Here is a 26289-nt window from a genome sequence, read left to right as displayed (position 1 = left end):
AAGCCCATGTCGACCGCGATCAAACTCTACAACTTCCCCAAGTCTGGCCACGCGCACCGTATCGAGCTGATGCTCTCGTTGCTGAAGCTGCCGACCGAGCTGGTTTTCGTCGACCTGGCCAAAGGTGAGCACAAGCAGCCTGCGTTCCTTGCCCTCAACCCGTTCGGCCAGGTGCCGGTCATCGACGACAACGGCACCGTCATCGCCGACTCCAACGCCATCCTGGTCTACCTGGCCAAGAAATACGACAACGGCACCTGGTTGCCCGAGGAGCCCGAAGCCGCAGCGCGCGTGCAACGCTGGCTGTCGGTCGCCGCAGGCCCATTGGCCTTTGGCCCGGCTGCCGCTCGCCTGGTGACCGTGTTCGGCGCCGCGTTCAACACCGATGAAGTCATCGGCCGTGCCCACACCCTGCTCAAGGTGATCGACGCCGAACTGGCCAAGGCCCCCTTCCTGACAGGCAGTGAGCCCACCATCGCCGACGTTGCCAACTACTCCTACATCGCCCACGCACCAGAGGGCAATGTCTCGCTGGAGCCGTACGCCAACGTGCGCAGCTGGCTGGCACGGATCGAGGCGCTGCCAGGTTTCGTGCCGATGCCGCGTACCGCCACGGGCCTGCAAGCCGGCGATTGAGCTCAACCCCCCTTCGAGGAATGCCACCATGCACCAGCTTCCAGGCCATCGCGCGTCACCTTGGCACAGCGGTGAGAAGATCCTGCAGGAAAAGGTCGGTGTGTCGGAGCGCATGGAGGTGTTCGGGCAGAAGGTTATTCGCGACTTCATGCCAGACCAGCATCGCGCGTTCTATCAGCAGTTGCCGTTCATGGTGGCGGGCAGTGTGGATGCCCACGGCAGGCCGTGGGCGACCTTCCTCGAAGGCCCGCAAGGCTTCGTCAGCTCGCCCGACCCACGCCAGTTGCTGATCAACGTGGACCTGAAAGCGGATGACCCCGCCACACCAGGGCTGGCGAGCGGGCAGGCAATCGGGCTGCTGGGCATCGAGTTGCATACGCGCCGGCGCAACCGAATCAACGGCCTGATCGGCCAGGCACGTAACGGGCAACTGGAAGTGACGGTGGAGCAGTCGTTCGGCAACTGCCCTCAGTACATCCAGCTGCGCGAGTACACGCGTAGCGATGAGCCGGCAAAAGGGCGCGTCGATGCCACTGCACTGGATGCCCGCGCGGTTGCCATGATCGAAGCGGCCGATACCTTTTTTGTCGCAAGCTACGTCGCGCAAGACGATGGCCCGCGTTCGGTCGATGTGTCCCACCGCGGCGGTCGGCCTGGGTTCGTCAAGGTCGAGGGCAACCGCCTGACCATTCCCGACTACGCCGGTAATTTGCACTTCAATACGCTGGGCAACCTGTTGGTGAACCCGGTGGCAGGGTTGCTGTTCATCGACTTCGCCACCGGCAATGTACTGCAGCTTTGCGGGCATGCCGAAGTGGTACTGGAGAGCCCTGCCATCAATGCGTTCGAGGGCGCCGAGCGGCTGTGGACGCTGGACGTCGAGCACGTGGTATGGCGCCCGGCAGCCGTGTCGCTGCGCTGGGCCTTTAAAGAATACGCGCCGACCAGCCTGATGACCGGTACCTGGGCCGAGGCCGGCGAACGCCTGCAACAGCGTGAACGTCAGCGTCAATGGCAGGCGTGGCGGGTGGTGCGCCTAGAGCAGGAGAGCCGTGATATTCGCTCGTTCTACCTGGCGGCAGATGCACCCGTGCAGTTTGCGCCAGGGCAGCATATTCCTGTGCGTATCGCGCTGGGCAGCGATGCCCCGCTGATTCGTACCTACAGCGTTTCCAGCGCCCCGTCGGACGGTTACCTGCGCATCAGCGTCAAGGCCCAGGGCCCGGTATCGCGCTATCTGCATGAGCGCATTGCGGTAGGGGACCTGCTCGATGTGCGCCTGCCCATGGGCAGTTTTACCCTGGATGAGCAAAGCGCACGGCCGATTGTACTGATTGGCGCGGGTGTGGGTATCACGCCATTGATCGCCATGCTGCGAGCACAATTGGCCCGGCGTCAGGCGCGGCCTATTCACCTGTTTCACGGTGCGCGAAGCCTGGCGGACTTGCCCTTCCAGCAAGAACTGGCGGCGCTGCGCCAGCAAGCGGGCGAATGGTTGCGTGTACACCGTTGCCTGAGCCAGCCTGAGGCCGAGGCGGTCAGGGGGCGCGACTACGAGCATGCTGGCCGGCTGGGCATTGAGCAGGTGAAAGCCCAGCTGGCGCTGGATGACTACGATTTCTATGTGTGTGGCCCAGCGAGTTTTACCCAGGACCTGTACGAAGGGCTGCGTGCCGTGCATGTACCCGACGCACGTATCCATGCCGAAGCCTTTGGGCCATCGACGCTCAGGCGGCACACCGACGACGACCAGCCGGTGCTGCAGCAGCCCCCGGCTGCCAGCGAAGCGGTGCCGGTGTATTTCGCCAGCTCGGCCAAGGAGGCACGCTGGGCGCCGGGCAGCGGTACCTTGCTGGAACTTGCCGAGGCGCGTGGGTTGTCGCCGGATTTCAGCTGTCGGGGTGGTTCATGCGGCACCTGCAAGACCAAGGTGGTGAGTGGGCAGGTGCATTACCCGAACCCGCCTGCCGAGATGCCGGAAAGCGGTACGGCGCTGATCTGCTGTGCCGTGCCGGCTAAAGTGGAGGAGGGCGCGCAGGCCTTGGTGCTGGAACTGTAGTGCTGTCTGTTGTGGCCGCTCACAGGGCAGCGAAAAAACCGCAGATAATCGATAATCCACACCCCCCGACATCCCAGGAGCCGGCATGGATCAGATTCACCTGATGAAGGTGTTCGTAGCAGTCGGCGAGCTGGAAAGCTTCGCCGCTGCCGCCCGCCGGTTGGACATCTCGCCCGCCGCGGTAACCCGTGCTGTCAGTGCCCTGGAGGACCAGTTGGGGGTCAAACTGCTGCTGCGCACCACCCGCAGCGTGCGCCTGACCGAAGCGGGTGGCCGCTACCTGGAGGACACCCGGCATATTCTCGCCAGCATCCACGAGGCCAATGAAGCCGCGGCCGGCATCAACGCCACGCCCAAGGGTGACTTGGCCGTTACCGCGCCGATCCTGTTCGGCAAGAAGTTCGTCATGCCGTGCATCGTTCGTTACCTGCAGCAATACCCCGAGGTCGACGTGTCTGCGTACTTCCTCGACCGGGTGGTGAACATGGTCGAGGAGGGCATGGACGTGGCTGTGCGCATCGGCCCGCTGCCAGACTCCGGCCTGAAGGCGCTGCGGGTGGGCAGGGTGCGGCGCATGCTCTGCGCCTCGCCGGACTACCTGGCGCGCCACGGCGTGCCGCAACACCCATCGGACTTGCCAGGCCATGCGGTGATCGGCACCACCAACTTGTCGCCCCGGGCCGGTTGGCGCTTCGGCGTGACGGATGAGCCGACCCTGGTCCGCATGAAGCCGCGGTTGACCGTGACCAGCAATGATGGGGCGATTGCCGCAGCCAGTGGCGGGCTGGGGATCGCACGGTTGCTGTCGTATCAAGTGGCGGACGAGATAGCGAACGGGCAGTTGCAGGTCATTCTGGCCGAGTACGAAGAAGCCCCCTGGCCGATTCATGTGCTGCACCGGGAGAGCAAGTACGGGTCCGCCAAAGTCAGGACCTTCATCGACATGCTAGCCCATGCGCTTCGAGCCCAAGGGCTGGATTGAGGTCGTACAACCCCCTGCAATAGCACCCCTGAAGATACACATCCGTTAACAATTTATGTTGTACGACGACCTACGACATGGCAATCTTTCGCCTGAAACAAATTGTCTCAATTAGCGCTGCCAGCGTTGAGGCACTCACCCGCACCTCTAAAAATAAGATTCAGGTGAACCATGAAGATGAAAGGCATCCGTTGGTGGATGGTCAGCCTCGTCACGGCTGGGCTCGTCGTCAACTACCTCGCCCGCAATACCCTCTCGGTGGCTGCCCCCACCTTGATGACCGACCTCTCCATCACGACCGAGCAATACGCCAAGATCGTCGCCGCCTGGCAGGTGTGCTACGCCCTTATGCAGCCGATCGCCGGCTGGTTTATCGACTTCATCGGGACCAAGCTCGGTTTTGCCGTGTTCGCCATGGCCTGGTCAGTGGCGTGTGCTGGCGCAGCTTTGGCCACGGGCTGGCAAAGCATGGCCTTCATGCGCGGCCTGCTGGGCATGACCGAAGCAGCCGGCTTGCCTGCCGGGGTCAAGGCCACCACCGAATGGTTCCCGGCCAAAGAGCGGTCGGTGGCGATCGGCTGGTTCAACATCGGCTCTTCGCTGGGTGCGTTGCTGGCGCCGCCTCTGGTGGTGTGGGCGATCCTGCACAGCGGCTGGCAACTGGCCTTTGTGATGGTCGGGGTGTCCGGCATCGTCTGGACGGTTTTGTGGATGCTGTTCTACAAACACCCTCGCGATCAGAAGCGTTTGAGCAGCGAAGAGCGTGACTACATCCTGTCTGGCCAGGAAGCGCACTTCAAGGAAGAGAAGCGCGAGAAGGGCGCCTGGAAACGCATTTTCAAGACCCGAAACTTCTACGCCATAGCCTCCGCGCGCATCCTCTCGGAGCCGGCCTGGCAAACCTTCAATGCCTGGATCCCGCTGTACCTGATGACCGAGCGGCACATGAACATCAAGGAAGTGGCGATGTTCGCCTGGCTGCCGTTTCTCGCGGCCGACATCGGCTGTGTGCTCGGTGGTTACCTGAGCCCGCTGTTCCACCGTCACTTGAAGGTGTCGCTGTTCACCTCGCGCAAGATGGTGCTGGTGTTCGGTGCCAGCTGCATGATCGGCCCAGCGTGCATTGGCTTGGTTGAAAGCCCGTATACCGCGATTTTGCTGCTGTGCATGGGTGGCTTTGCGCACCAGACGCTGTCGGGGGCGCTGTATTCGATTACGTCGGACTCGTTCAGCAAGGACCAGGTGGCCACCGCGACAGGTATGGGCGGAATGTGCGGGTACCTGGGCGCGGCGGTGTTTACCCTGGTGTTTGGCATCCTGGTGACGCAGATCGGCTACAGCCCGCTGTTCGTGGTGCTGGCAGCGTTCGACATCGTTGCGGCGGTGCTGGTGTGGAAGGTTGCGCGTGAGGTACGGGGTGAGCCGGTCGCGCGGCAGGGCGTGGCCACCGGCGAAGTGCTGGTTTAAAGCTTGAGATCGCGGGGCTGCTCTGCAGCCCATCGCCGGCAAGCCAGCTCCCACCCGAACTGTGTAGTCTCCAAGGCTAGCGCCGCACCTGTGGGGCTGGCTTGCCAGCGATGAGGCCGGAACAAGCACCACAAGACAGTTGCTCCCACCCGAACGGTGTAGCCTCCAAGTTAAGCGCCGCACCTGTGGGAGCTGGCTTGCCAGCGATGAGGCCGGAACAAGCACCACAAGACAGTTGCTCCCACCCGAACGGTGTAGCCTCCAAGGCTAGCGCCGCGCCTGTGGGAGCTGGCTTGCCGGCGATGGGTCGCAAAGCGACCCCTATACAGGCAACCCCCTTACAGCGCCCGATACTGCATCTTGAACCCCAAGCTCATCGCCTCACCCTGCTGCAACAACCTCAACCCTGGCCGCCCAGGCAGGTGATGCGCGTTGATCGGGTGGCTGACCGGCTCGAAGCAGAAGAACGCTTTGCCCGGTGGGCAGAACAACAGAAAGTGCTCGCACCCACTGGCCGTGCATTCCAGGGCATAGCCTGCGCTGGGCTGTGCGATCACGCAGCTGCCAGGCCAACCACCGAACGCATGATCGACCACCCTGGTCGGCAACCCGCCCGGCGTGTCGAAGCACCAGTCATCAGGCAGCTCAGCCGGGTACGACGGCAGCCGCCCCTCTTCTGCCAGCCACACATGCTGCGCCGCAGCGCTTAGCCGGGTGTCCGGATAGCGCGGGAAGTAGGGGTGCAGCCCCAGCCCATACCAGGTGGCCGTTTCATCCAGGTGGGTCACATGCAAGTCGAGGTTCAGGCACCCGTCGAGCAGGTGCACATCCAGCGTCGCCCTGTAGGCAAAGGGCAACTGGCTGTCGAGCGTAAGCCGGGCACGGCGTTCACTGTGGTGGTCCACCTGCCAGGCCTGCTGCCAGGCGGTGCCATGAATCGGGTAGGGGTCGTGTGCGGTGTTGGGCGCCAGCGCCAGCCAACCCTCGGGCCGCTCGAAACCCCCTTGGGCAATCCGGTTGGACCAAGGTGCCATTGGGTAGCACGCCAGTTGCCGCGGCGTGCCGCTGGCCAGCGCGTCTTGGTCAGAGTGGCGCAGCAGCGCCTGCCCAGTCGCTTTCACTTCCCAGTTGATCAGGCTGGCGCCCAGGTCCGGCGCCAGGCTCAGGCGGGTCAGGTGGTCTTGCAGGTGCAGTTCGGTGACAGCCATCAACGGCTCCTTTCAGAATGTTTGCTCAGCTCGCCCGGCGATAGGTCAGCAGCACGATGCCGCACACCACCACGGCACCGCCGATCAGTTGCAAGGTACTCAGGCGCTGATCCAGCAACGCCCAGCCCAGCAGCAAAGTGGCGATCGGTTCGATGTTCATCACCGGCGCGTTCTGCGCCATGTTCAGCCGGGGCACACAGACAAACAGCAGGGTGAAGGCCACGCCATACAGCACCACCAGGCTGGCCAAGGCCGCCCAGCCGCTGCTGCTGGCGGGCAGCGACAGCCCGGAAGGCATCACGCCGCTTGCGCCTGCCACCAGCATGCTGGAGAACACGATCAGCAAGGTCAGCAGGCTGCGTACCGGGCCGCGTACGGCGGCCAGTTTGTGATCGGTGATCCACAGCGCGCAGGCGAAGGCGCACGCGGCGCAGAAGGCCAGGCTGACGCCCAGGGCCCAGTGCGGGTTGGCGTCGGCGCTGTCGGCCAGCCGTGCCGGTACATCCAGCGCCAGCACCAGGCCGCACAGAATCAGGCCCATGAACAGCACGGTGCGGCCAGTCGGGCGTGCACCGCCCAACGCCCACGTGAGCAGCGCCAGCAGCATCGGGAAGGTATTGCCCACCAGCAGCGCGAGTGCCACCGGGATGCGCGCCACCGCCGAATACAGGCACAGGCTCTGCGTGGCGATCAGCAGGCCAAGCAGTAATTGCCAGCGCCGTGTGCCGGTCGGCAGGCCCACTGCCTGGCGTTGCCACAGCAGCAGGCAGGCCAGGACCAGAAAGGTGATGCCGGAGCGGCAGAGAATCGCCAGCAGCACGCCGGTACCGTCATCGAAGGCGATGCGTGCGGCAACGTGGTTGGCAGCGAACGAGCAGGCCAGCAGCGCCAGTAGCGCCAGCGCCAGCTTGCGAGGAAAGAGGGGAGTGGCAGAGGAGGGAACAGCCATGTGCAGGATCCATTTGCAAAAGAGGATGGGGCCGCAAGCGGCCCCATTTGGCTTTACAGCACCACGCTGGGCAGCCAGAGCGAGATGGCAGGGATGTAGGTCACGGCCATCAATACCAGGAACAACGCCAGGTAGAAGGGCAGCAGCGCCTTCACCGTCGACTCGATGCTCACCTTGCCGACGGCCGAACCGACGAACAGCACCGCGCCCACCGGCGGTGTGATCAGGCCGATACCCAGGTTCACCAACATGATCATGCCGAAGTGCACCGGGTCTACACCGATGCCCGTGATCACCGGCAGCAGGATCGGCGTCAGGATCAGGATCAGCGGCGCCATGTCCATCACCGTGCCCAACAGCAGCAGCATGAAGTTGATGCACATGAGGATCACGTAGCGGTTATCCGACAGGGTCAGGAACGCCGTGGTGATTTTCGAGGGGATCTGCATCAGCGTCATCACGTAGCCGAAGCTTGCGGCAAAGCCGATCAGGATCATCACGATCGAGATGGTGCGTACCGTGCGGTGCATCAACTTGGGCAGGTCACGCCACTTGTAGTCGCGGTAGATGAACATGGTCACGAAGAACGACCAGACCACGGCCACGGCGGCCGACTCGGTCGCGGTGAATACGCCCGACAGGATACCGCCGAGGATGATGACCATCGCCATCAGCCCCCACAGCGCCTCGCCCGCGATTTTCAGCGCTTGGCGCAGCGGGATCACTTCGCCTTTGGGGTAGTTGCGCTTTTTCGCGAAGATCAGGCACAGGCCCATCATCACCGCGCTCAGCAACAGCCCAGGCATCACCCCGGCCATGAACAGCGAGGCAATCGACACCGTGCCCCCCGCAGCCAGCGAGTAAAGCACCGAGTTGTGGCTGGGCGGGGTCAGCAGCGCCTGTACCGAGCCACTGACGGTCACGGCGGTGGAGAATTCACGCGGGTAGCCTTTGCGCTCCATCTCCGGGATCAGCACCGAGCCGACCGACGCGGTGTCGGCCACCGACGAGCCGGAAATCGCGCCAAAGAACGTCGAGGCCATGATGTTGACCAGCGACAACCCGCCCCGCACGAAGCCCACCAGTACCCCGGCGAACGCCACCAGCCGCCGGGACATGCCGCCCTCGGCCATGATCGCGCCAGCCAGTACGAAAAACGGAATCGCCAGCAGCGAAAACTTGTTAACCCCACTGGCCACCTGGATCATCATCGCCTGCAGCGGGATATCGATCCACCAGGCGCCGATCAGCGCAGACAGGCCCAAGGCGTAAGCCACTGGCATGCCGATCAGGATCAGCGCGATGAAACTGCCCAACAGAATAAACGCATCCATTTACGCAGCTCCTTCGCTTTCTTCAGCCAGGTCGAAACGCACCACCTTGCGGTTGCTTTGGTCGCCCAGCAGGAGTTTTTCCACGACAAAGATCAGCGTCAGCACGCCCCCCACCGGGATCGGCGCGTAAGTCATGCCCACGCGTATGCCTGGCAGCGAGGCCAGCGACTGGTTCCAGGTGGTGATGCACAGCTTGGTGCCGTAATAGGTCATGAATACGCACACCACGATCATCAGCAGTTGCACCAGCAGTGAAACCAGCTGGCGCTGCAGGGCGGGCAGGCGGTCGGTGATCATCGCCACCGCCATGTGCGCGCCCGCCCGGTAGCTGGCGGCGGCGCCGACGAAAGTGAACACCACCATCAGCAAGATCGCGACCGGCTCAGGCCAGCTGGAACCGGTGCCCAGCACGTAGCGGGCGAAGATGCCCCACGGAATGATCAGCGTCATGGTCAGGATCGACAGGCCCGCAATCCAGATGCAGCCGCGGTACAGCGTGTCGTTCACGCTCAGGAAAAGCGATTTCATAGGCATCACCAAAGCGACAGGGCGGCGGCCGCCGCACTGTCGAGGTCGTCTTGGAAGGGGCCGGTATTACTGGACGGCGTCGATACGCTTCATCAGGTCGGCGTACGGTGCACCGTACTTCTCGCGGACCGATGCGGTGGCGTCGAAGAACGGCTTTTTGTCGACGGTGATGAACTCGACACCGGCCGCCTTGAGCTTCTCTTCGCTGGCTGCGGACTTGGCGTCCCACAGCGCACGCTCTTCCATCTGCGCTTCACGCGCGACTTTCTTCACCAGTGCCTGCTGGTCTGCGGTGAGCTTGTTCCAGGTGGTCTTGGACATCACCACCGGCTCAGGCAGGATCAGGTGGCCAGTGAGGGTGTAGTACTTGGCGCTCTGGAAGTGGTTGTGCTCGAGCAGCGTCGGCGGGTTGTTCTCGGCGCCGTCGATCACGCCGGTCTGCAGGGCGCTGAAGATTTCGCCAGTGTCCATGGCAATGCCGTTGCCGCCCATGGCGTTCATCATGTCAATGAACAGTGGGTTGCCCTGCACGCGGATCTTCATGCCCTTGAGGTCTTCAAGGCTGCGCACCGGCTTTTTCGTGTAGATGCTGCGCGAGCCGCCATCCATCCAGGCCAGGGCCACTAGGTTGAATTCGGAGTTGGTGATTTTGTCGAGGATCTCCTGGCCGATGTCGCCGTCGATGATCTTGCGCATGTGTTCATGGTCACGGAACACGAACGGCATGTTGAACACGTTCACGTCCGGCACCACCGGGCCGACGATCCCCAGGCTGACGCGGGTCATCTGCACGGCACCAATCTGTGCCTGCTCGATCACTTCCTTCTCGGAGCCGAGCACCCCACCGGCGAACATCTTGAAGGTGATCTCGCCATTGCTGGCGGCTTCGAGCTTTTTGCCCATGTTCTGTTCGGCGACCACGGTCGGGTAGCCGGCCGGGTGAATCTCGGCGAACTTGATGTCCAGCGCGGAGGCCGGCATCGACAGGCTGAAGGCGAAGGGGAGTACGGCAAGGAGCAGCTTGCGTTTGAAGGTCATGGTGAAACTCCGTGGTTTTTATTATCCGGTTTCGTGTGTGCAAGTGTGTGGCAGAGCGGCTGTTCAGCCCCGGTAGGCAGGCTCCTCCAGGCCTTTGACGCCGAGCTCGAAGGCAAATACCCCACCGGCCAGCGGCTGGTCGGAGAGGTCAATGCCCGCAGGCCGGATTGACGTGACGAACAGGGTGTCCAGGTTGGCGCCACCAAAGGCGCACATGGCCGGTTTTTTCACCGGCACATTGAGCGAGCGGTCCAGGCGGCCATCGGGGGTGAAGCGGTGGATCTGGCCGGCGTCGTTGCCGCAGATCCAGTAGCAGCCGTCCTGGTCGATGGCGGCGCCGTCGGGGCGGCCAGGGTAGGCATGCATGTCGACGAACAACCGCTTGTTGTGGGGCGTACCGCTGTCGATGTCGTAGTCGAACACCCAGATTTTCTGCACGTTGGGGTGCGAGTCCGACAGGTACATGCGCGTGCCGTCGGGGCTGAAGGCCAGGCCATTGGGCACGATCATGCCGTCCTGCTGCAGGTGCAGGTGCCCTTCGCCGTCATGCCGGTACAGCGCCCCGACATGGGCGCCCTGCGGCATGTCCATCAACATGGTGCCGGCCCAGAAGCGGCCCTGGCGGTCGCAGCGCCCATCGTTGAAGCGCATGCCGCCCTGGGCATGTTCGACGGTGCTGAGCAGGCGGCTGTCGAGGCTGCCGTCGGCCTTGGGTTCGAGGTGGAAGATGCCGCTTTCCATCCCCGCGACCCACCCCTGTTCGGTGCGGGCGATGCAGGCGAGCATTTCGTCACCTTGCCACGCCTGCTGGGCCCCATTGGGCTGCCAGCGGTGCAGTGTGCGGGCAGGGATGTCGACCCAGTACAGGGCCTGTTCGGTAGGGTGCCACACAGGGCTTTCGCCGGTACCGTTGCGGGCGTCGACGATCAGTTCGCAGTTCATGGCCGTGCCTCCTGGCGCGCGGGGGTCAGTTGAACGGTCCGGCCACGGCGAAAGCGCCGCCCTGATAGACCATGCTCGGGTCATCGGCGGCGGGCGCCGGTTGGGCTTCGACGGCCTCGCGGAACACCTCGGAGGTATCTTTAGGCGCATAGCCCAGGTGCGCGGCATGGCGGTTGTCCCACCACACGGTGCGGTTGTCGGAGGCGCCATAGACGATGGTGTGGCCGACATCGGGCGTGAACAGCCCGCGCTCGATCAGCTGAACCAGGTCGTCGTAGCTCAGCCAGGTGCAGAGCATCCGCGGGTTCTGCGGTTGCGGGAACGACGAGCCGATACGAATGCTCACGGTCTCGATGCCATAGCGATCGAAGTAGAAGCTGGCGACATCTTCGCCGTAGCATTTGGACAGCCCGTAGTAGCTGTCGGGGCGGCGCGGGGAGTGGGCGTCGATGCGCTCGTCCTGGCGGTAGAAACCGATGGTGTGGTTGGAGCTGGCGAAGATGATGCGCTTGACGCCATGCTTGCGCGCCGCCTCGTAGACGTGGAACACGCCGCAGATGTTGGGGCCGAGGATGTCTTCGAAGGAATGCTCGGTGGACACGCCACCGAAGTGGATGATGGCGTCTACGCCTTCGACCAGGGCGTGGACCGCTGCCTTGTCGGCGAGGTCGCAGGCCACCACCTCTTCATGCGGGCCCGCGGCAGGTGCCATCGGGCTGATATCGGAAAGGCGCAGGACCTCGGCGTAGCCTTGCAGGCGTTCGCGAAGGACCTTGCCCAGGCCGCCTGCGGCTCCGGTGAGCAGCAGGCGATTGAGGGGAGTTGGGGTCATGGCCGGCTCGTTGTTAGTTGTTGTAGGTTGTCGTATGACTGAGCTGAATTATCGGCAGCGGGTTCCAGAGTTGTCAATGTTAATTCTGTGACGCTGTATGCCTCATTACGGCAAACCCGCACCTACAGGTTCCACGCGGTCCGTGTAGGCGCGGGCTTGCCCGCGATGGGCCGCAAAGCGGCCCCCTGTTACAACAACGACAACGGATAGTTGAAGATCAACCGGTTCTCATCAAACTCGTTGTTGCTGTAATCCCGGCGAATGCTCGAGTTCCGCCACTTCACACTCAAATCCTTGAACGCCCCGCTCTGGATCACATACGCAAGCTCGGTTTCCCGCACCCACTCCTTGCCATCGGTAACCGCACCGGTGTGCACATCCTGCCCGCTGATATAACGGTTCATCAGCGTCAAACCCGGCACCCCGACGGTGACGAAGTTGAAGTCATGCCGCACCTGCCACGAGCGTTCGTTGGCATTGTCGAAACTGGAGTTGTAGCTATCGTTGGCCAGCGTCCCGCCGCTGGTGCCATTGACCCGCATCCAGGTATCACCATCGACTTTTTGCAGCCCAACCCAGAAGGTGTTACCGCCATACTTGGCCGAGAACATCCCCGAGTAGGTCTTGTTGTCCAGCTGCCCGGCACGCTCGGAGCCGTCTTCATCGCCATGGAAGTAGCCCAGGTTGGCGCCCAGGGTCCAGTCACCCACTGGCTGGCTGTGGCTCAGTTGCAGGTATTGCTGCTGGTACACGTCCTTGAGCACCGCATTCCACAGCCCGACCAGCGTGCGGTCCTGGTTGAACTTGTATTCGCCGCCGACGAAGTTGAAGCGGTCCGAAAGCGCCCCGCCATAGCTCATGTCTTCCATGCTCGCGTCATTGCGCGGGCTGTTGCCACGGAACTGCCCGCCATACAGCGTCAGCCCGGCGATCTCGTTGGAGGTGACCTGCCCCCCGCGGAACGTCTGCGGCAGCGAACGGCCGTCGTCGGAGCGCAGGATCGGCAGCACCGGCATCCATTCGCCGATCTTAAGCTCGGTCTTCGAGATCCGCGCCTTGCCCGCCACCGCCAGGCGCCCGAAGTCATCGGCTGGGCGCCCATCGTCGTGGCGCGGCAGCAGCCCGGTGCCGTAGGTGCCGCCACCGCCATCAAGCTTCACCGACCACATGCCCAGCACATCCACACCGAACCCCACCGGCCCCTCGGTAAAGCCCGAGCGGGCATCGAGAATGAAGCTCTGCGTCCATTCCTCGGCCTTGCTTTGCGGGTTGCTGGGGTTGGTGAAGTTGCGGTTGATGTAGAAGTTGCGCAGGCCGAGCGTGGCCTTGGCATCCTCGACAAAGCCCGCCGCCAGCGTGGTACCCGGCAGGCTGCCGAGCATGCCGACGCCGAGCAGGGCAAAGGGAAGGGTTTGGCAGATTCTCATTATTGTTGTGCTCCACAAAAGGGTGTGGCGGCCCGTCCACCGTGCACGCGCAAGCGGCCAGCGGTAGGGGCGGGTAGGTAACGGGCCGGTCACGGCCAGGGAGGGTGAAACGGGCTTACGGCCCTAGGTGGCCGCAGGTGACGAAATCGGGAAAGGTGCAACGCGGGGGTATAGCGCGATTGAAGTCGACATGGCGATCGTCCACTGATTGTTGTTTTTGTTATGCGTTGTCGTACAACTGTGGCGATTTTTATCAAGTGGTGGTGGGGATGTCAACGCTTTGTGGTGTGATGAGGGTGAGATGTTGTCGCGGCATTCTGGGTGGTGGACTCTATACCGGGGCCAGGGGTTCGTGTGGAGATACGATGACTGAGTCTATGTAAGGTAGGGGGGGCTTTGATTTTCTCTAACCTCCATGACGATCAAGATCATGTATGCGTATCTTAATTTAATTCCATTATTTTGTTTCTAAACTGATTATTTGATCAATAAGACACAGAATATTGTGACTATTGAGATTGATCGCTGGCAGGGACTACTACTACTATCTTGTGTGTTAAGTGGATTTCATGGAGTTATTACTCGCTATGCTGGATTTAAGCCTCAGTAAGCCGAGCGAAGTCGTGAAGCGCCTTTGCGAACGTTTGCGCACCGAGCGGCTAGCGCAGCAGATGACGCAGGCCGATGTGGCTGGCAGGGCGGGTATCGCTACCAATACCGTGTCCAATCTGGAGGCTGGGCGAAATGTCGGCTTTGAGAACCTGGTCAAGGTGGCCATGGTGCTGGGGCGCGGCAAGGAGCTAGAAGGCCTTTTCTTGCCCAAGCTGGACAGCCTCGCTGACCTGCATCGCTACGAGCAGAGTGCCAAGCGGCAGCGTATCAGGAGTAAACACGACAATGCTTGAGCAAGTGCGCATCTATTACGAAGGTTGGGGTGAGCGCTGGCTGTGGGGCACGCTCGTGTCCACCACGGCCGTCTCTAGCCGTCCGCAGATTGTGTTCGAGTACAGCAGCGAAGCGAAGCTGCGTGGGCTTGAGTTGTCGTCGTATGCCATGCCGTTGCAAGGTGACGCGTTGCGTCGAGGCTTCCCTGCCCATCAGTCCGGTTTGCCGGGGCCTGTCTACGATGCGATGCCCGATGGCTGGGGCATGCTGCTGATGGACCGCCTGTTCAAGCGTCGTGGGCTCAACGTTGCTCGCGTAGGGCCATTGGAGCGGTTGGCTTACATCGGCAATAACGCCATGGGTGCCCTTTCGTTCGAGCCCGTTGCGGCTGAGGGGCTGCAACCTGCGGAGCATATCCCGCTCGACCTGCTGGCCGCCGAGGTACAAGAGGTACTCAAGGGGGACGGAGCCGCGTTTGTGCAGAAGCTGCTGCTGGTGGGGGGCTCCCCTCAAGGCGCCAGGCCAAAAGCCTTGGTCTATCGCGATCCGCACACGGGGGCATTTACTACCGTTGCCAGGGCAGGCCTGGAAGCTTGGCTGATCAAGTTCCCGGCGAGAGAAGAGCACCCTGAAGTCTGCGCTATCGAAATGGTCTATGCCGAGTGCCTACGTCAGTGCGGCATTGCGACGCCTGATACCCAGCATTTCAGTTTGCCAAATGGGCTGGCCGCTTTCGCCAGCCGACGTTTTGATCGCCAGGGGGATCTGCGTGTGCCGATGCAGAGCTTGGCGGCCTATACCGGCGCCGACTTCAGGTCACCCGGTGCCCTGGATTACGTCAACTTCTTGCGGGCGACTCATCTGTGCACCAACGACCTGCGAGAGAAAGCGCGCGCCTTTGAGCGAGTTGTTTTTAACGTGGTGTTCAATAACCGCGATGACCATCCCAAGAATTTTTCCTACGTGATGTCGCGAGCAGGCGAGTGGAAACTGGCACCCGCGTATGACGTGACCTTTTGCGAAGGCCCTGGCGGCTATCATCAGATGGATGTGATGGGGGAGGCCTTGGCGATCGACCGGAAAGCGATACTGCGCCTGGCAAGCGAAGCAGACATTACGCCGGCGTCCGCCGCCGCCATCATCGACCGCATATGCGCTGCAGCGAGCCAGTTTAGGTACATGGCCGAGCGTATGTATCCGCAGATGATCACCCAGGAAACGCTGCAAACCGTGCAAGGCCGTATCGACGAAAACAGTGCGCTGCTCCAGTCGGTGAGTTGAAGCAGCCGCAATTGCTTCTAGCCTTAGCAACGGTCTCACCCTCGACCACGTCTCTGGGCGCCCCAGTACGGCACATCGATGCCTTTGTGGCGGGGGCGAGGCCTCTACTTGAGCCCCTCAAACACCTTCGCCAGCTTCCCCACCGCTACACGCATCTCGCCAGGCGTCAGCGCCGCAAACCCCATCAACAGGCCCGCATCATTCCTCGGCGATGCATACAAACTGCCGAGCCCCAACAGGTCGATCCCCGCCGCATGCGCCGCCCTCACTACCGCATCTTCCGGCATGTCCTGCACGAAGTGGCAGGGCATCTGCAGCCCCCCGGCCGGAATGCTTGGCGCCAGAAACGCCCCCAAATGTTTGTGCACAAGCTCGGCCAGCATGTCCCGGCGCGCGGCATACAGCGCCCGCATGCTCCGCACATGCGCTGTGTAGTGCCCGCCCTCCATGAACCGCGCCAGGGTCAGCTGGGCAATGGAGGCCGTATGCCCATCCTGCAGCGTGCGTGCATTGGTCATCGGCGCGACGAGAGCAGGTGGCAACAGCAAGTAGCCGATGCGCAGCCCGGCGAACAGCGACTTGGTGAACGTGCCGATGTACAGCGTGCGTTCATGCGGGTCCAGGCCCTGCACGCAGGCAGTCGGCCGGCCCTCGTAGTGGAACTCGCTGTCGTAGTCATCTTCGATGATCCAGGCGCGCTGCTGCCTTGCCCACTCGATGGCCTGGAGGCGCCTGTCCAGCGACAACGTCGCGCCGGTGGGGTATTGATGGGACGGTGTTAGAAACACCGCCCTGGCATTGGCGGCCAACCGTGCCATGCGTTCCACCTGCAAGCCGTTTTCATCCACTGGCACGGGCACGCCTTCGAGGCCTGCTGCCGCGACGGCTTTGCGCGTGCCTTGGTAGAGCGGGTCTTCGACCAGTACCTGATCGCCTGCATCCATGAGCACCTGCGCGCATAGGCTAAGCGCCTGCTGCGAGCTGGTGAGGATCAGCACCCGGTCGGCAGACGCCTGCGCGCCCCGTTCGAGGTTAAGGTAGTCAGCGATCGCGCTGCGCAGGCAGGCGATGCCCTGTGGCGCACTGTGCTCCAATGCCTGGGTGCCAAATTCCTTGTACACCTGGCGCTCCAGCCTTTCCCAGATCGCCAGGGGGAAGTGCCGGGTCTCGGCTACCCCCGGTGCAAACGGGCGCGGCCCTTGGAAATTATTCACGCCCCCGCTCTGCAGCACGGCCATCGCCCGGCGGCTTAGTTGAGGTGGCTCATCGCAGCGCGTTTCGCGTTTTTGCTGTCGCCGTGGCAGATGCCGAGCGCGTTGCGAGACGAAGCTTCCGCTGCCCACCCGACGCTCGATGAAGCCCTCTGCATGCAACTGGCTGTAAGCCGCCTCCACGGTATCCCGCGAGACGCCCAGCGACTGGGCCAATGGGCGTGAAGCCGGCAGCGATTTACCGACCGGCAGCGCGCCATCAAGGATCAATTGGCGAATCGCCCGCTGGATCCGCACATGCAACGACAACGCGCCATGGGCCGGGTCGCTCATCCAGGCTTTGACCGATTGCAGTTGTGCGTGTTTGAACATTGGTCTGGTTCACGTGCAAAAAGTGGCGGGGCTATTCAGGCCATTCTATCGCTATAAATGCACCTGTTTTCAGACCATTCCCACATTGAAAGGGGTCCACGATGACAGTTGCACCCGCATTGATTTCAGTCCGCGAGTTGAAGCAGAGCGATTTTCCTCAATGGTCCGCCTATTGGGGCCAGTACCAGGCGTTCTACAAAGTAGCGCTAAGCCAGGCCACCACCGAGCAGACCTGGGCCCGGTTTTTCGACCCGGCAGAGCCCGTGCACTGCGCCGTCGCCACGGACGGTGAGCGCATCCTCGGTTTCGTCCATTTTGTGTTCCATCGCTCGACTTGGGGGCGTAACGACTTCTGCTATCTGGAAGACCTGTACGTTTGCCCAAACGCGCGAGGGAGGCAGGTTGGCAAGCAGTTGATCGAGTACGTTCAGGGCCAGGCGCGGGAGAAACAGTGCGATCGGTTGTACTGGCATACCCAGGAAACCAACCAGACTGCACAGCGGCTGTACGACTGGATAGCTGAAAAGCCGGGGGTAATCGAGTACCGGATGGCGCTGCCTGCGTAGGGCACTGAGGCCCCAATCGGCTGCATGCGTTTCCGGACTGCTACAAGATCAAACTGCGTAGCAGTGGCTACCGGTTGGCTTACCAGGTGATCGACAATGAGGTTGTCGCCCTTTGGGCTGCATAAGCAGCCGGCCTGCCAATCCTGTGGGAGCGGGCTTGTCCCGCGAATAGGGCCACGCGGAGCATGGCACCGGCTTCGCCGGTGTTCGCGGGACAAGCCCGCTCCCACAGGCCCCGCTGAATCACTAATGAATGCGTTGTTCTACGAATGCGGTATTGCCGAGCGCGCGGGCAAAGCTGTAGCCGCTTTTTACACCCCATGGAGCCGCAAGGCCCGCTGGGCACTCTGCCAATACAACAATGTTGCCGACACCCCACCAGGCCAACACATCTGCCCCAACTGCGGCACACTCTCGATATCATCAACCTGCCTATCACGAAGCACCGCCACTACCTCATGGGTCAGCCACCAGCGCAGGTGCCGGTTCTCCGGAATAGGGTGATGTGCTAGCAAGGTATAGGCCCCGGACTCGCTGACCATGGTGGTCTGCTGGTACTGACCGTTGCGCAGCAACAGCACGCTACGGTGCTGGTCTGTGTCGAGCTTTCGCATGCAGTGTTCGTCAAAGAAGTGACCGCTCAGGCGGCCGAGCGCCATTTCGAAGCTGAGCGGTGCGCTTCATAGAAGCGTTTAGTAAAGAATAAAAAAGGCTGCCATTCGGCAGCCTTTTTGATGCTCAGCCCGGACAATCAGTCCCAGCTCAACGCCCCACCGGTCTGATACTCGATCACGCGGGTCTCAAAGAAGTTCTTCTCCTTCTTCAAGTCCATGATCTCGCTCATCCACGGGAACGGGTTGGTGGTGCCTGGGTACTCTTCCTTCAGGCCAATCTGGGTCAGGCGACGGTTGGCGATGAACTTGAGGTAGTCCTCCATCATCGCTGCGTTCATGCCCAGTACACCGCGCGGCATGGTATCGCGGGCGTATTCGATCTCCAGCTGGGTCCCTTGCAGGATCATCTGGGTCGCTTCTTCTTTCATCGAGGCATCCCACAGGTGCGGGTTCTCGATCTTGATCTGGTTGATCACGTCGATACCGAAGTTCAGGTGCATCGACTCGTCACGCAGGATGTACTGGAACTGCTCGGCAACGCCGGTCATCTTGTTGCGGCGGCCCATCGACAGGATCTGGGTGAAGCCGCAGTAGAAGAAGATGCCTTCCAGCACGCAGTAGTAGGCGATCAGGTTGCGCAGCAGCTCTTTGTCGGTTTCCGGGGTGCCGGTGTTGAATTCCGGGTCGGAGATGGCGCGGGTGTACTTCAGGCCCCAGGCGGCTTTCTTCGCGACCGACGGGATCTCGTGGTACATGTTGAAGATCTCGCCTTCATCCATGCCCAGCGACTCGATGCAGTACTGGTAGGCGTGGGTGTGGATCGCCTCTTCGAAGGCCTGGCGCAGGATGTACTGGCGGCACTCCGGGTTGGTGATCAGGCGGTACACGGCCAGGGCCAGGTTGTTGGCAACCAGGGAGTCGGCGGTGGAGAAGAAGCCGAGGTTGCGCATGACGATGCGGCGCTCGTCTTCGGTCAGGCCGTCCTGGCTCTTCCACAGGGCGATGTCGGCGGTCATGTTGACCTCTTGCGGCATCCAGTGGTTGGCGCAGCCGTCGAGGTACTTCTGCCAGGCCCAGTCGTATTTGAATGGCACCAGCTGGTTGAGGTCGGCGCGGCAGTTGATCATGCGCTTTTCATCGACCGCAACGCGGGCAGCAGAGCCTTCCAGCTCGGCCAGGCCTTCGGCAACGTCGAGGGCGTCAAGGGCAGCCTTGGCGCGTTTTACGGCTTCGGAGTCAGAAGCGGTAGCGGCACGGGCTTCCAGGGCGGCGGCACCGCCGGCGCTGTCGAGCTTGTCGAGGGTGGCAGCGGCGTTGGCCTGCGCAGGGGTGTTGCCTTTGGCGGCTACTTCGCCGTCTTCCTTGTCGAATTCGTCCCAGCTCAGCATGGTTTGGCTCCTGCTTGAGGGTCGCCCTCAGGCAACCGGTTGGATTTTAAGAATGTGATGCCTGACGCAAGGCCGTTACGGCGAATGGACAGCTCGAGAGGCTGACTCTCGTTACATCTGGATGTGCTTGTGCCTGGCCAGGCCTCACCGAGGGGCCAGGGACTTGAAAGGTGCCCTTTTCAGAGGGGGCGCAGTATACCGGAATTCGCCTTCGATCGGGGTGCGAGTCTGGCCGGCGAGCGTAACTTTTTCGACCGGTTTGGCGCGCATCCGTTCACCAAGGGTGTGCCTTTCGTTCGGGCAAGAGTGTAGCCGCTAAACGAAGGTTTGGCACTATATGTTGTGGTTTTTTTGTTTGTTAAGCACTGTATATGGGGTTTTCGCGTCATGTAGGAGCAGCCTTGTGCTGCGAAGAGGCCAGCGCAAGCACAGCACATTTCGCTGGCATCACCGGCCTTTCGCAGCACGAGGCTGCTCCTATACAGCGCGTGTTAGCTGCACTGCTTGCGCAGGGTCTCGACCACGTGTGTCTTGGGGTGCTTGCGTGCTTCTTCGACCGAGGTGAAGCGGCCGGTTTCAGCATTGCGACCAATTTTGCGAGTTGCCACTTTTTTCCGCGCCATGGGGTACGTCCTTTTTTTGAGAGGTCCTGCTCTTTTACCGAGCCGCGCGAGCGGTGGGCAAAGGGCAAGGCTTCTCTGGAGCGCGGATACAAAAATGCCGCAAGGGGCACCCGTGGGCACCCCTTGCGGCATCAGGCCTTACTGGCAGGCTTCGCAGTCAGGCTCGTCGATCGCACACGCCTTTGGCACAGGTGCCGGGCCGGCGGCCTGAACCGGGGCGCTGTCGCCGCCGCTGGAAACGGCGTTGAGCTTGCCGGTGTTGATGGTCGACTTCTCGGTGCTGGTCGCAGCCAGGGCACGGAGGTAGTAGGTGGTTTTCAGACCACGGTACCAGGCCATGCGGTAGGTCACGTCCAGCTTCTTGCCCGAAGCGCCAGCGATGTACAGGTTCAGCGACTGAGCCTGGTCGATCCACTTCTGGCGACGCGATGCAGCATCGACGATCCACTTGGTCTCGACTTCGAACGCGGTGGCGTACAGGTCTTTCAGCTCTTGCGGGATACGCTCGATCTGCTGCACCGAACCGTCGTAGTACTTCAGGTCGTTGATCATTACCGAGTCCCACAGCCCGCGGGCTTTCAGGTCGCGAACCAGGTACGGGTTGATCACGGTGAATTCGCCCGACAGGTTCGATTTCACATACAGGTTCTGGTAGGTCGGCTCGATGGACTGCGACACGCCAGTGATGTTGGCGATGGTCGCGGTCGGCGCGATGGCCATGATGTTCGAGTTACGAATACCTTTTTGTACGCGAGCACGCACCGGCGCCCAGTCCAGGGTCTCGTTCAGGTCGACATCGATGTACTTCTGGCCACGGGCCTCGATCAGGATCTGTTGCGAATCCAGCGGCAGGATGCCTTTGGACCACAGCGAACCCTGGAAGGTCTCGTAGGCGCCACGCTCGTCGGCCAGGTCGCAGGACGCCTGGATCGCGAAGTAGCTGACCGCTTCCATCGACTTGTCGGCGAACTCGACCGCAGCGTCGGAACCGTAGGCGATGTGCTGCAGGTACAGTGCGTCCTGGAAGCCCATGATGCCCAGGCCAACAGGGCGGTGCTTGAGGTTCGAGTTACGCGCTTGCGGCACCGAGTAGTAGTTGATGTCGATCACGTTGTCGAGCATGCGCACGGCAGTGTTCACGGTGCGTTGCAGTTTGGCGGTGTCCAGCTTGCCATCGACAATGTGGTTCGGCAGGTTGATCGAGCCCAGGTTGCAGACCGCGATCTCGTCCTTGTTGGTGTTCAGGGTGATCTCGGTGCACAGGTTCGAGCTGTGGACCACGCCCACGTGCTGCTGCGGCGAACGCAGGTTGCACGGGTCCTTGAAGGTCAGCCATGGGTGGCCGGTCTCGAACAGCATCGACAGCATCTTGCGCCACAGGTCTTTGGCCTGGATGGTCTTGAACACCTTGATCTTGTTGTACTCGGTCAGGGCTTCGTAGTACTCGTAGCGCTCTTCGAAGGCCTTGCCGGTCAGGTCGTGCAGATCAGGCACTTCCGATGGCGAGAACAGGGTCCACTTGCCGTCATCGAAGACGCGCTTCATGAACAGGTCAGGGATCCAGTTGGCGGTGTTCATGTCGTGGGTACGACGACGATCATCACCGGTGTTCTTGCGCAGCTCGATGAATTCTTCGATGTCCAGGTGCCAGGTTTCCAGGTAGGCACAGACAGCGCCCTTGCGCTTGCCGCCCTGGTTGACCGCAACGGCGGTGTCGTTGACCACTTTCAGGAAGGGTACGACGCCCTGGGATTTACCGTTGGTGCCCTTGATGTAGGAGCCCAGTGCACGCACAGGGGTCCAGTCGTTGCCCAGGCCACCGGCGAATTTCGACAGCATGGCGTTGTCGTGGATCGCGTGGTAGATGCCCGACAGGTCGTCCGGCACGGTGGTCAGGTAGCAGCTGGACAGCTGCGGGCGCAGGGTACCGGCGTTGAACAGGGTCGGGGTCGAGGCCATGTAGTCGAAGGACGACAACAGGTTGTAGAACTCGATCGCACGGGCTTCTTTTTCTTTCTCTTCCAGCGCCAGGCCCATGGCCACACGCATGAAGAATACCTGTGGCAGCTCGAAGCGCACGCCATCCTTGTGGATGAAGTAGCGGTCGTACAGGGTCTGCAGGCCCAGGTAGGTGAACTGCTGGTCGCGCTCGTGGTTGATCGCCTTGCCCAGTTTTTCCAGGTCGAAGTCGGCCAGGGCCGGGTTCAGCAGCTCGAACTCGATGCCTTTGGCGACGTAGGCTGGCAGCGCCTTGGCGTACAGCTCGGCCATCTCGTGGTGGGTAGCGCTGTCGGCAACGCTGAGGAAGCCCAGGCCTTCGGCACGCAGGGTGTCCATCAGCAGGCGGGCGGTGACGAACGAGTAGTTCGGCTCGCGCTCGACCAAGGTACGGGCGGTCATCACCAGGGCAGTGTTGACGTCCTTGATGGCCACGCCGTCGTACAGGTTCTTCAGGGTTTCGCGCTGGATCAGGTCGCCATCGACTTCGGCCAGGCCTTCGCAGGCTTCGCTGATGATGGTGTTCAGGCGCGCCATGTCCAGCGGCGCCAGGCTGCCGTCGGCCAAGGTGATGCGGATGCTTGGGTGCGGCTCGACCACGGCGTCGGTGTTGGCGCGGGTGGCGCGCTCTTTTGCACGCTGGTCGCGGTAGATCACGTAGTCGCGGGCGACTTTCTGCTCACCGGCACGCATCAGGGCCAGTTCGACCTGGTCCTGGATTTCTTCGATGTGGATGGTGCCACCCGATGGCATGCGACGCTTGAACGTGGCAGTGACCTGCTCGGTCAGGCGCGCGACGGTGTCGTGGATACGCGACGAGGCGGCGGCGGTGCCGCCTTCAACTGCGAGGAACGCCTTGGTGATGGCCACGGTGATCTTGTCGTCGGTGTAGGGGACGACAGTGCCGTTGCGCTTGATCACGCGCAGTTGGCCGGGGGCGGTGGCAGCCAGATCCTGGTTGGAATCGGCGGCCTGCGGCACCTGGGCCTGCGGGTTCTCGCGAGTTGTGTCGGTTTGCATGGGTGGGTGTCTCCACAGTTTCTATATTGTACAGGCGCCTTTTGGGCGCCCACCGTTCCGTCCACTTGCTCGATCACCCGTGCGGGGATGCGTCATGCGCGCGCATCCGCCCGCTCGGGCGTACCGACTTCGGGACAGACTCAGGAATAAGGGGCAATAGCTTGCCGCTCCCTGGCCGAAGTCAAAGGTTTTGGGCAGTACCCAAAAGCTGTTGCAGTTCAGTAGTCCGCTGGAGCGGTATGGCTGGTCAAATCACCTGAAGTTCAACCGGGAAATCGAATAATTTGCCGGGTTGACTTTTGTGTGTGATTTTGCACGAACCCCAACATGTAGTGGTTCGCTGCGATCGGGATACAAGATAATGCGGTATCAGGGTCTTTGCAAGGCGAGCGCCTGTGGATAAGTTGTGCGTACTTTGTGGGTATGGCCTGTAGGCCTTGTGCCAAGTGGTTTGCAGTATTTTTCTTCAGCGCGCTGCCCCAAGGCAGAATTTTGAGGGCGCGAACCCTACCACAAAAAACGGTTCAGTCCAGTGGCGAGTGTGGCACTGCAGGTCGGTTGGCAGTGCTCGGGGCGGAACGTAGTATCGACGATAGAAAAACAACAATTGAAAGGCAAAGGCCATGGACCAACCCACCCCCCGCATCCTCATCGTCGAAGACGACCAGCGCCTGGCCGAGCTCACGGCCGAATACCTCCAGGCCAACGGCTTCGAGGTGGCCGTCGAGGGCGATGGCGGCCGCGCGGTGCGACGCATTGTCGACAGCCAGCCTGACCTGGTGATTCTCGACCTCATGCTCCCCGGTGAAGACGGCCTGAGCATCTGCCGCCGGGTGCGCGGCCAATATGCTGGCCCGATCCTCATGCTCACCGCCCGCAGCGACGAACTCGACCAAGTGCAGGGCTTGGACCTGGGCGCCGACGACTATGTGTGCAAGCCAGTGCGCCCGCGCGTGTTGCTGGCGCGTATCCAGGCCCTGCTGCGGCGCAGCGAAGCGCCCGAAAGCAAGCGCCTGGACCTGGCCTTCGGCCCGCTGCGCATCGACAACCGCCTGCGCGAAGCGCGGCTGGGCGAGCAACTGATAGACCTGACCGGCGCCGAATTCGACCTGCTCTGGCTGCTGGCCAGCAACGCCGGCCGGGTTTTGTCGCGCGAGCAGATCTTCACCGCCCTGCGCGGTGTTGGTTACGACGGCCAGGACCGCTCCATCGATGTGCGCATTTCCAAGATCCGCCCCAAGATCGGTGACGACCCGATCCACCCACGCCTGATCAAGACCCTGCGCAGCAAGGGGTACCTGTTCGTCGGCGAGGCGCCATGAACAACTCGATCTTTCTGCGCATCTATGGCGGCATGCTCGCCGTGCTGGTGCTGGTGGCGCTGCTCGGGGTACTCAGCCTGCACCTGGTCAACGAAGTGCGCGCCGCCCAGCACCGCGAGGGCCTGGCCCAAGGCACTTTCAGCCTGATGGCCGACAACCTGGCCGTGCAGAACGAAACCGAACGCAAGCGCTCATTGCTGATGTGGGAGCGCTTGCTTGGGGTGCCGTTGGCGCTGCAGCCGATGTCGGCGCGCACCCTTGACGGTGGCCAGCGGGCCCGGTTGTATCGCGGCCTGGTGGTGGTCGAAAAGACCGGCCCGCACGCCGCCCAGGTGCTGCGCAAGGTTGGCCGCGAGGATGTACTGCTGGTGGCCCAGATCAAGCAGGTCAGCGAGCAGTTGGCCCGGGCCACGCTTTACCTGTTGGCGGACGAGCTGGTGCGTTACCCGGTGACCGAGCAGCAGCAGCGCCTTGCGCAACTCAAGCAGAGCAAGGGGTTTGGTTTCGACATCGCCCTGCAACGGCTGGAGCGGGTCGGCTTGGATGACGACCAGCGGCGGCGGGTAGAGGAGGGCGATACCGTCATGGCCCTGGGCAAGGATGGCGATTCGATCCGGGTGTTCTCCGGGCTCTCGGGGTCACCCTGGGTGCTGGAAATCGGCCCGTTGCATCAGCTCAACCCGTACCCGCCGCAGTTGCTGATCCTGATTGCTTTTCTCGGGCTGTGCCTGATCGGGCTGGTGGTGTATTTGCTGGTGCGCCAGCTGGAGCGGCGTGTGTCGGGCCTGGAGATTGCGGCCACGCGTATTGCCCAGGGCAGCCTGGACACCCGTGTGCCGGCCGGTGACGCCGATTCGGTCGGGCGCCTGGCTGCAGCATTCAATGGCATGGCCGAGCACCTGCAGCGCTCGTTGACCATGCAGCGCGAGCTGGTGCGGGCGGTGTCCCACGAGCTGCGCACACCGGTGGCGCGCCTGCGCTTTGGCCTGGAGATGATCGAGACCGCGAGTACCGACCAAGCCCGCGCCAAGCACCTGGCCGGCATGGATGGCGACATCCAGGACCTGGACAAGCTGGTCGACGAGATGCTGACTTACGCGCGCCTTGAGCAAGGTGCGCCGGCGCTGAAATTCCAGCGGGTCGACCTCGATGCCTTGTTTGACCGGGTGATCGAGGAACTGGCGCCGCTGCGGGCCGGCATCAAGGTGGTACGCGGTGCTTGCCAAGGGGCTGAAACCGATGGGGCCTGGGTCGAGGCCGAGCCGCGCTACCTGCACCGGGCGCTGCAGAACCTGGTGAGCAACGCCATGCGCCATGCCGAAGGCGAAGTTCGGCTCAGTTACCAACTGGGGCAGCAACGCTGCAGGGTCGATGTGGAAGATGACGGGCCAGGCATCCCGGAGGGCGTCTGGGACCGCATCTTCACGCCCTTCACCCGGCTCGACGACAGCCGCACCCGGGCATCCGGCGGGCATGGGTTGGGCCTGTCGATCGTTCGGCGGATCATCTACTGGCACGCTGGCAGGGCCACGGTAGGGCGCAGCGAGGCGCTGGGCGGCGCCTGCTTCAGCCTCAGCTGGCCGCGGGCACAGGCGCCCCAGTAAATC

At 62.3% G+C, this 26289-nt stretch carries 22 protein-coding genes and 1 pseudogene; 10 read left to right on the top strand and 13 right to left on the bottom strand.

The window, feature by feature from the left end; genetic code table 11:
• Positions 1–6: 6 nt before the first annotated feature.
• The 4 genes from AC5PZ0_RS23695 (at position 7) to AC5PZ0_RS23680 (ending at position 5144) form a co-directional block, all read left to right on the top strand.
• On the top strand, positions 7–636 hold the full coding sequence (locus AC5PZ0_RS23695; RefSeq protein WP_099430232.1) for a glutathione S-transferase family protein: 630 nt from the start codon (positions 7–9) through the stop codon (positions 634–636).
• Positions 637–664: 28 nt separating this feature from the next.
• Positions 665–2695, top strand: a complete 2031-nt coding sequence (locus AC5PZ0_RS23690) for a pyridoxamine 5'-phosphate oxidase family protein (RefSeq protein ID WP_493855842.1) — start codon at positions 665–667, stop codon at positions 2693–2695.
• Positions 2696–2780: 85 nt separating this feature from the next.
• Complete coding sequence (locus tag AC5PZ0_RS23685; protein WP_027594711.1) at positions 2781–3677, top strand: LysR family transcriptional regulator; 897 nt, start codon at positions 2781–2783, stop codon at positions 3675–3677.
• Positions 3678–3848: 171 nt separating this feature from the next.
• Positions 3849–5144, top strand: a complete 1296-nt coding sequence (locus tag AC5PZ0_RS23680; protein ID WP_099430229.1) for an MFS transporter — start codon at positions 3849–3851, stop codon at positions 5142–5144.
• A gap of 338 nt (positions 5145–5482) precedes the next feature.
• Here the strand turns inward: AC5PZ0_RS23680 and AC5PZ0_RS23675 are convergent, their stop codons facing one another.
• From AC5PZ0_RS23675 to AC5PZ0_RS23640, 8 genes are all read right to left on the bottom strand, one after another.
• Positions 5483–6352, bottom strand: a complete 870-nt coding sequence (locus AC5PZ0_RS23675) for an aldose 1-epimerase (RefSeq protein ID WP_493855841.1) — start codon at positions 6350–6352, stop codon at positions 5483–5485.
• Between the two features lie 25 nt (positions 6353–6377).
• Positions 6378–7301, bottom strand: coding sequence for an EamA family transporter (locus tag AC5PZ0_RS23670; protein WP_099430227.1), 924 nt, complete (start codon positions 7299–7301; stop codon positions 6378–6380).
• Between the two features lie 53 nt (positions 7302–7354).
• Positions 7355–8635, bottom strand: a complete 1281-nt coding sequence (locus AC5PZ0_RS23665; RefSeq protein WP_027594707.1) for a TRAP transporter large permease — start codon at positions 8633–8635, stop codon at positions 7355–7357.
• Positions 8636–9163, bottom strand: coding sequence for a TRAP transporter small permease (locus tag AC5PZ0_RS23660; protein ID WP_027594706.1), 528 nt, complete (start codon positions 9161–9163; stop codon positions 8636–8638).
• A 66-nt stretch (positions 9164–9229) separates the two neighbouring features.
• On the bottom strand, positions 9230–10201 hold the full coding sequence (locus tag AC5PZ0_RS23655; RefSeq protein ID WP_027594705.1) for a TRAP transporter substrate-binding protein: 972 nt from the start codon (positions 10199–10201) through the stop codon (positions 9230–9232).
• 63 nt (positions 10202–10264) lie between these two features.
• Positions 10265–11143, bottom strand: a complete 879-nt coding sequence (locus tag AC5PZ0_RS23650) for a glucurono-1,5-lactonase (protein ID WP_099430226.1) — start codon at positions 11141–11143, stop codon at positions 10265–10267.
• A gap of 25 nt (positions 11144–11168) precedes the next feature.
• Positions 11169–11975 (bottom strand): NAD-dependent epimerase/dehydratase family protein, encoded by an 807-nt coding sequence (locus AC5PZ0_RS23645; protein WP_027594703.1) that lies wholly within the window; start codon positions 11973–11975, stop codon positions 11169–11171.
• A 188-nt stretch (positions 11976–12163) separates the two neighbouring features.
• Entirely contained in the window at positions 12164–13402 is a 1239-nt protein-coding gene (locus AC5PZ0_RS23640) for an OprD family porin (protein WP_027594702.1), read from the bottom strand.
• Positions 13403–13989: 587 nt separating this feature from the next.
• On the opposite strand from AC5PZ0_RS23640, the gene AC5PZ0_RS23635 reads away from it, so the two are divergent.
• Complete coding sequence (locus AC5PZ0_RS23635) at positions 13990–14307, top strand: helix-turn-helix domain-containing protein (RefSeq protein ID WP_027594701.1); 318 nt, start codon at positions 13990–13992, stop codon at positions 14305–14307.
• Positions 14300–15568 carry a type II toxin-antitoxin system HipA family toxin gene (locus AC5PZ0_RS23630; RefSeq protein WP_493855840.1) on the top strand — a complete coding sequence of 423 codons (1269 nt, stop codon included), beginning with the start codon at positions 14300–14302 and terminating at the stop codon, positions 15566–15568. The genes AC5PZ0_RS23635 and AC5PZ0_RS23630 overlap by 8 nt, the downstream gene beginning before the upstream one ends.
• 104 nt (positions 15569–15672) lie before the next feature.
• Here AC5PZ0_RS23630 and pdxR read toward each other — a convergent pair whose 3' ends face one another.
• The gene (pdxR, locus tag AC5PZ0_RS23625) at positions 15673–17151 is read right to left on the bottom strand and encodes a MocR-like pyridoxine biosynthesis transcription factor PdxR (protein WP_493855839.1); all 1479 of its coding nucleotides are present in this window, start codon (positions 17149–17151) and stop codon (positions 15673–15675) included.
• A 101-nt stretch (positions 17152–17252) separates the two neighbouring features.
• On the opposite strand from pdxR, the gene AC5PZ0_RS23620 reads away from it, so the two are divergent.
• Positions 17253–17717, top strand: a complete 465-nt coding sequence (locus AC5PZ0_RS23620) for a GNAT family N-acetyltransferase (protein ID WP_493855838.1) — start codon at positions 17253–17255, stop codon at positions 17715–17717.
• Positions 17718–17731: 14 nt separating this feature from the next.
• Positions 17732–17842: pseudogene (locus AC5PZ0_RS23615) on the top strand (type II toxin-antitoxin system mRNA interferase toxin, RelE/StbE family); the annotation flags it as partial.
• Positions 17843–18028: 186 nt separating this feature from the next.
• Here AC5PZ0_RS23615 and AC5PZ0_RS23610 read toward each other — a convergent pair.
• The 4 genes from AC5PZ0_RS23610 to AC5PZ0_RS23595 form a co-directional block, all read right to left on the bottom strand.
• On the bottom strand, positions 18029–18331 hold the full coding sequence (locus tag AC5PZ0_RS23610; protein ID WP_493855837.1) for a BRO-N domain-containing protein: 303 nt from the start codon (positions 18329–18331) through the stop codon (positions 18029–18031).
• Positions 18332–18468: 137 nt separating this feature from the next.
• A complete protein-coding gene (locus AC5PZ0_RS23605; RefSeq protein ID WP_027594698.1) occupies positions 18469–19719 on the bottom strand; it encodes a ribonucleotide-diphosphate reductase subunit beta in 1251 nt (416 codons plus the stop codon).
• A 491-nt stretch (positions 19720–20210) separates the two neighbouring features.
• Positions 20211–20342, bottom strand: a complete 132-nt coding sequence (locus tag AC5PZ0_RS23600; RefSeq protein ID WP_256208043.1) for a hypothetical protein — start codon at positions 20340–20342, stop codon at positions 20211–20213.
• A gap of 138 nt (positions 20343–20480) precedes the next feature.
• Positions 20481–23360 (bottom strand): ribonucleoside-diphosphate reductase subunit alpha, encoded by a 2880-nt coding sequence (locus AC5PZ0_RS23595; protein ID WP_027594697.1) that lies wholly within the window; start codon positions 23358–23360, stop codon positions 20481–20483.
• Positions 23361–23983: 623 nt separating this feature from the next.
• On the opposite strand from AC5PZ0_RS23595, the gene AC5PZ0_RS23590 reads away from it, so the two are divergent.
• Positions 23984–24682, top strand: a complete 699-nt coding sequence (locus AC5PZ0_RS23590) for a response regulator (RefSeq protein ID WP_099455097.1) — start codon at positions 23984–23986, stop codon at positions 24680–24682.
• The gene (locus AC5PZ0_RS23585; RefSeq protein ID WP_099430221.1) at positions 24679–26286 is read left to right on the top strand and encodes an ATP-binding protein; all 1608 of its coding nucleotides are present in this window, start codon (positions 24679–24681) and stop codon (positions 26284–26286) included. Before AC5PZ0_RS23590 ends, AC5PZ0_RS23585 begins: the two co-directional genes overlap by 4 nt.
• Positions 26287–26289: the final 3 nt, after the last annotated feature.

This window comes from Pseudomonas sp. 5.2, assembly GCF_059025405.1.
Note: the sequence above shows the minus strand (reverse complement) of the source record. Positions and strands in the feature narration are given on the sequence as shown.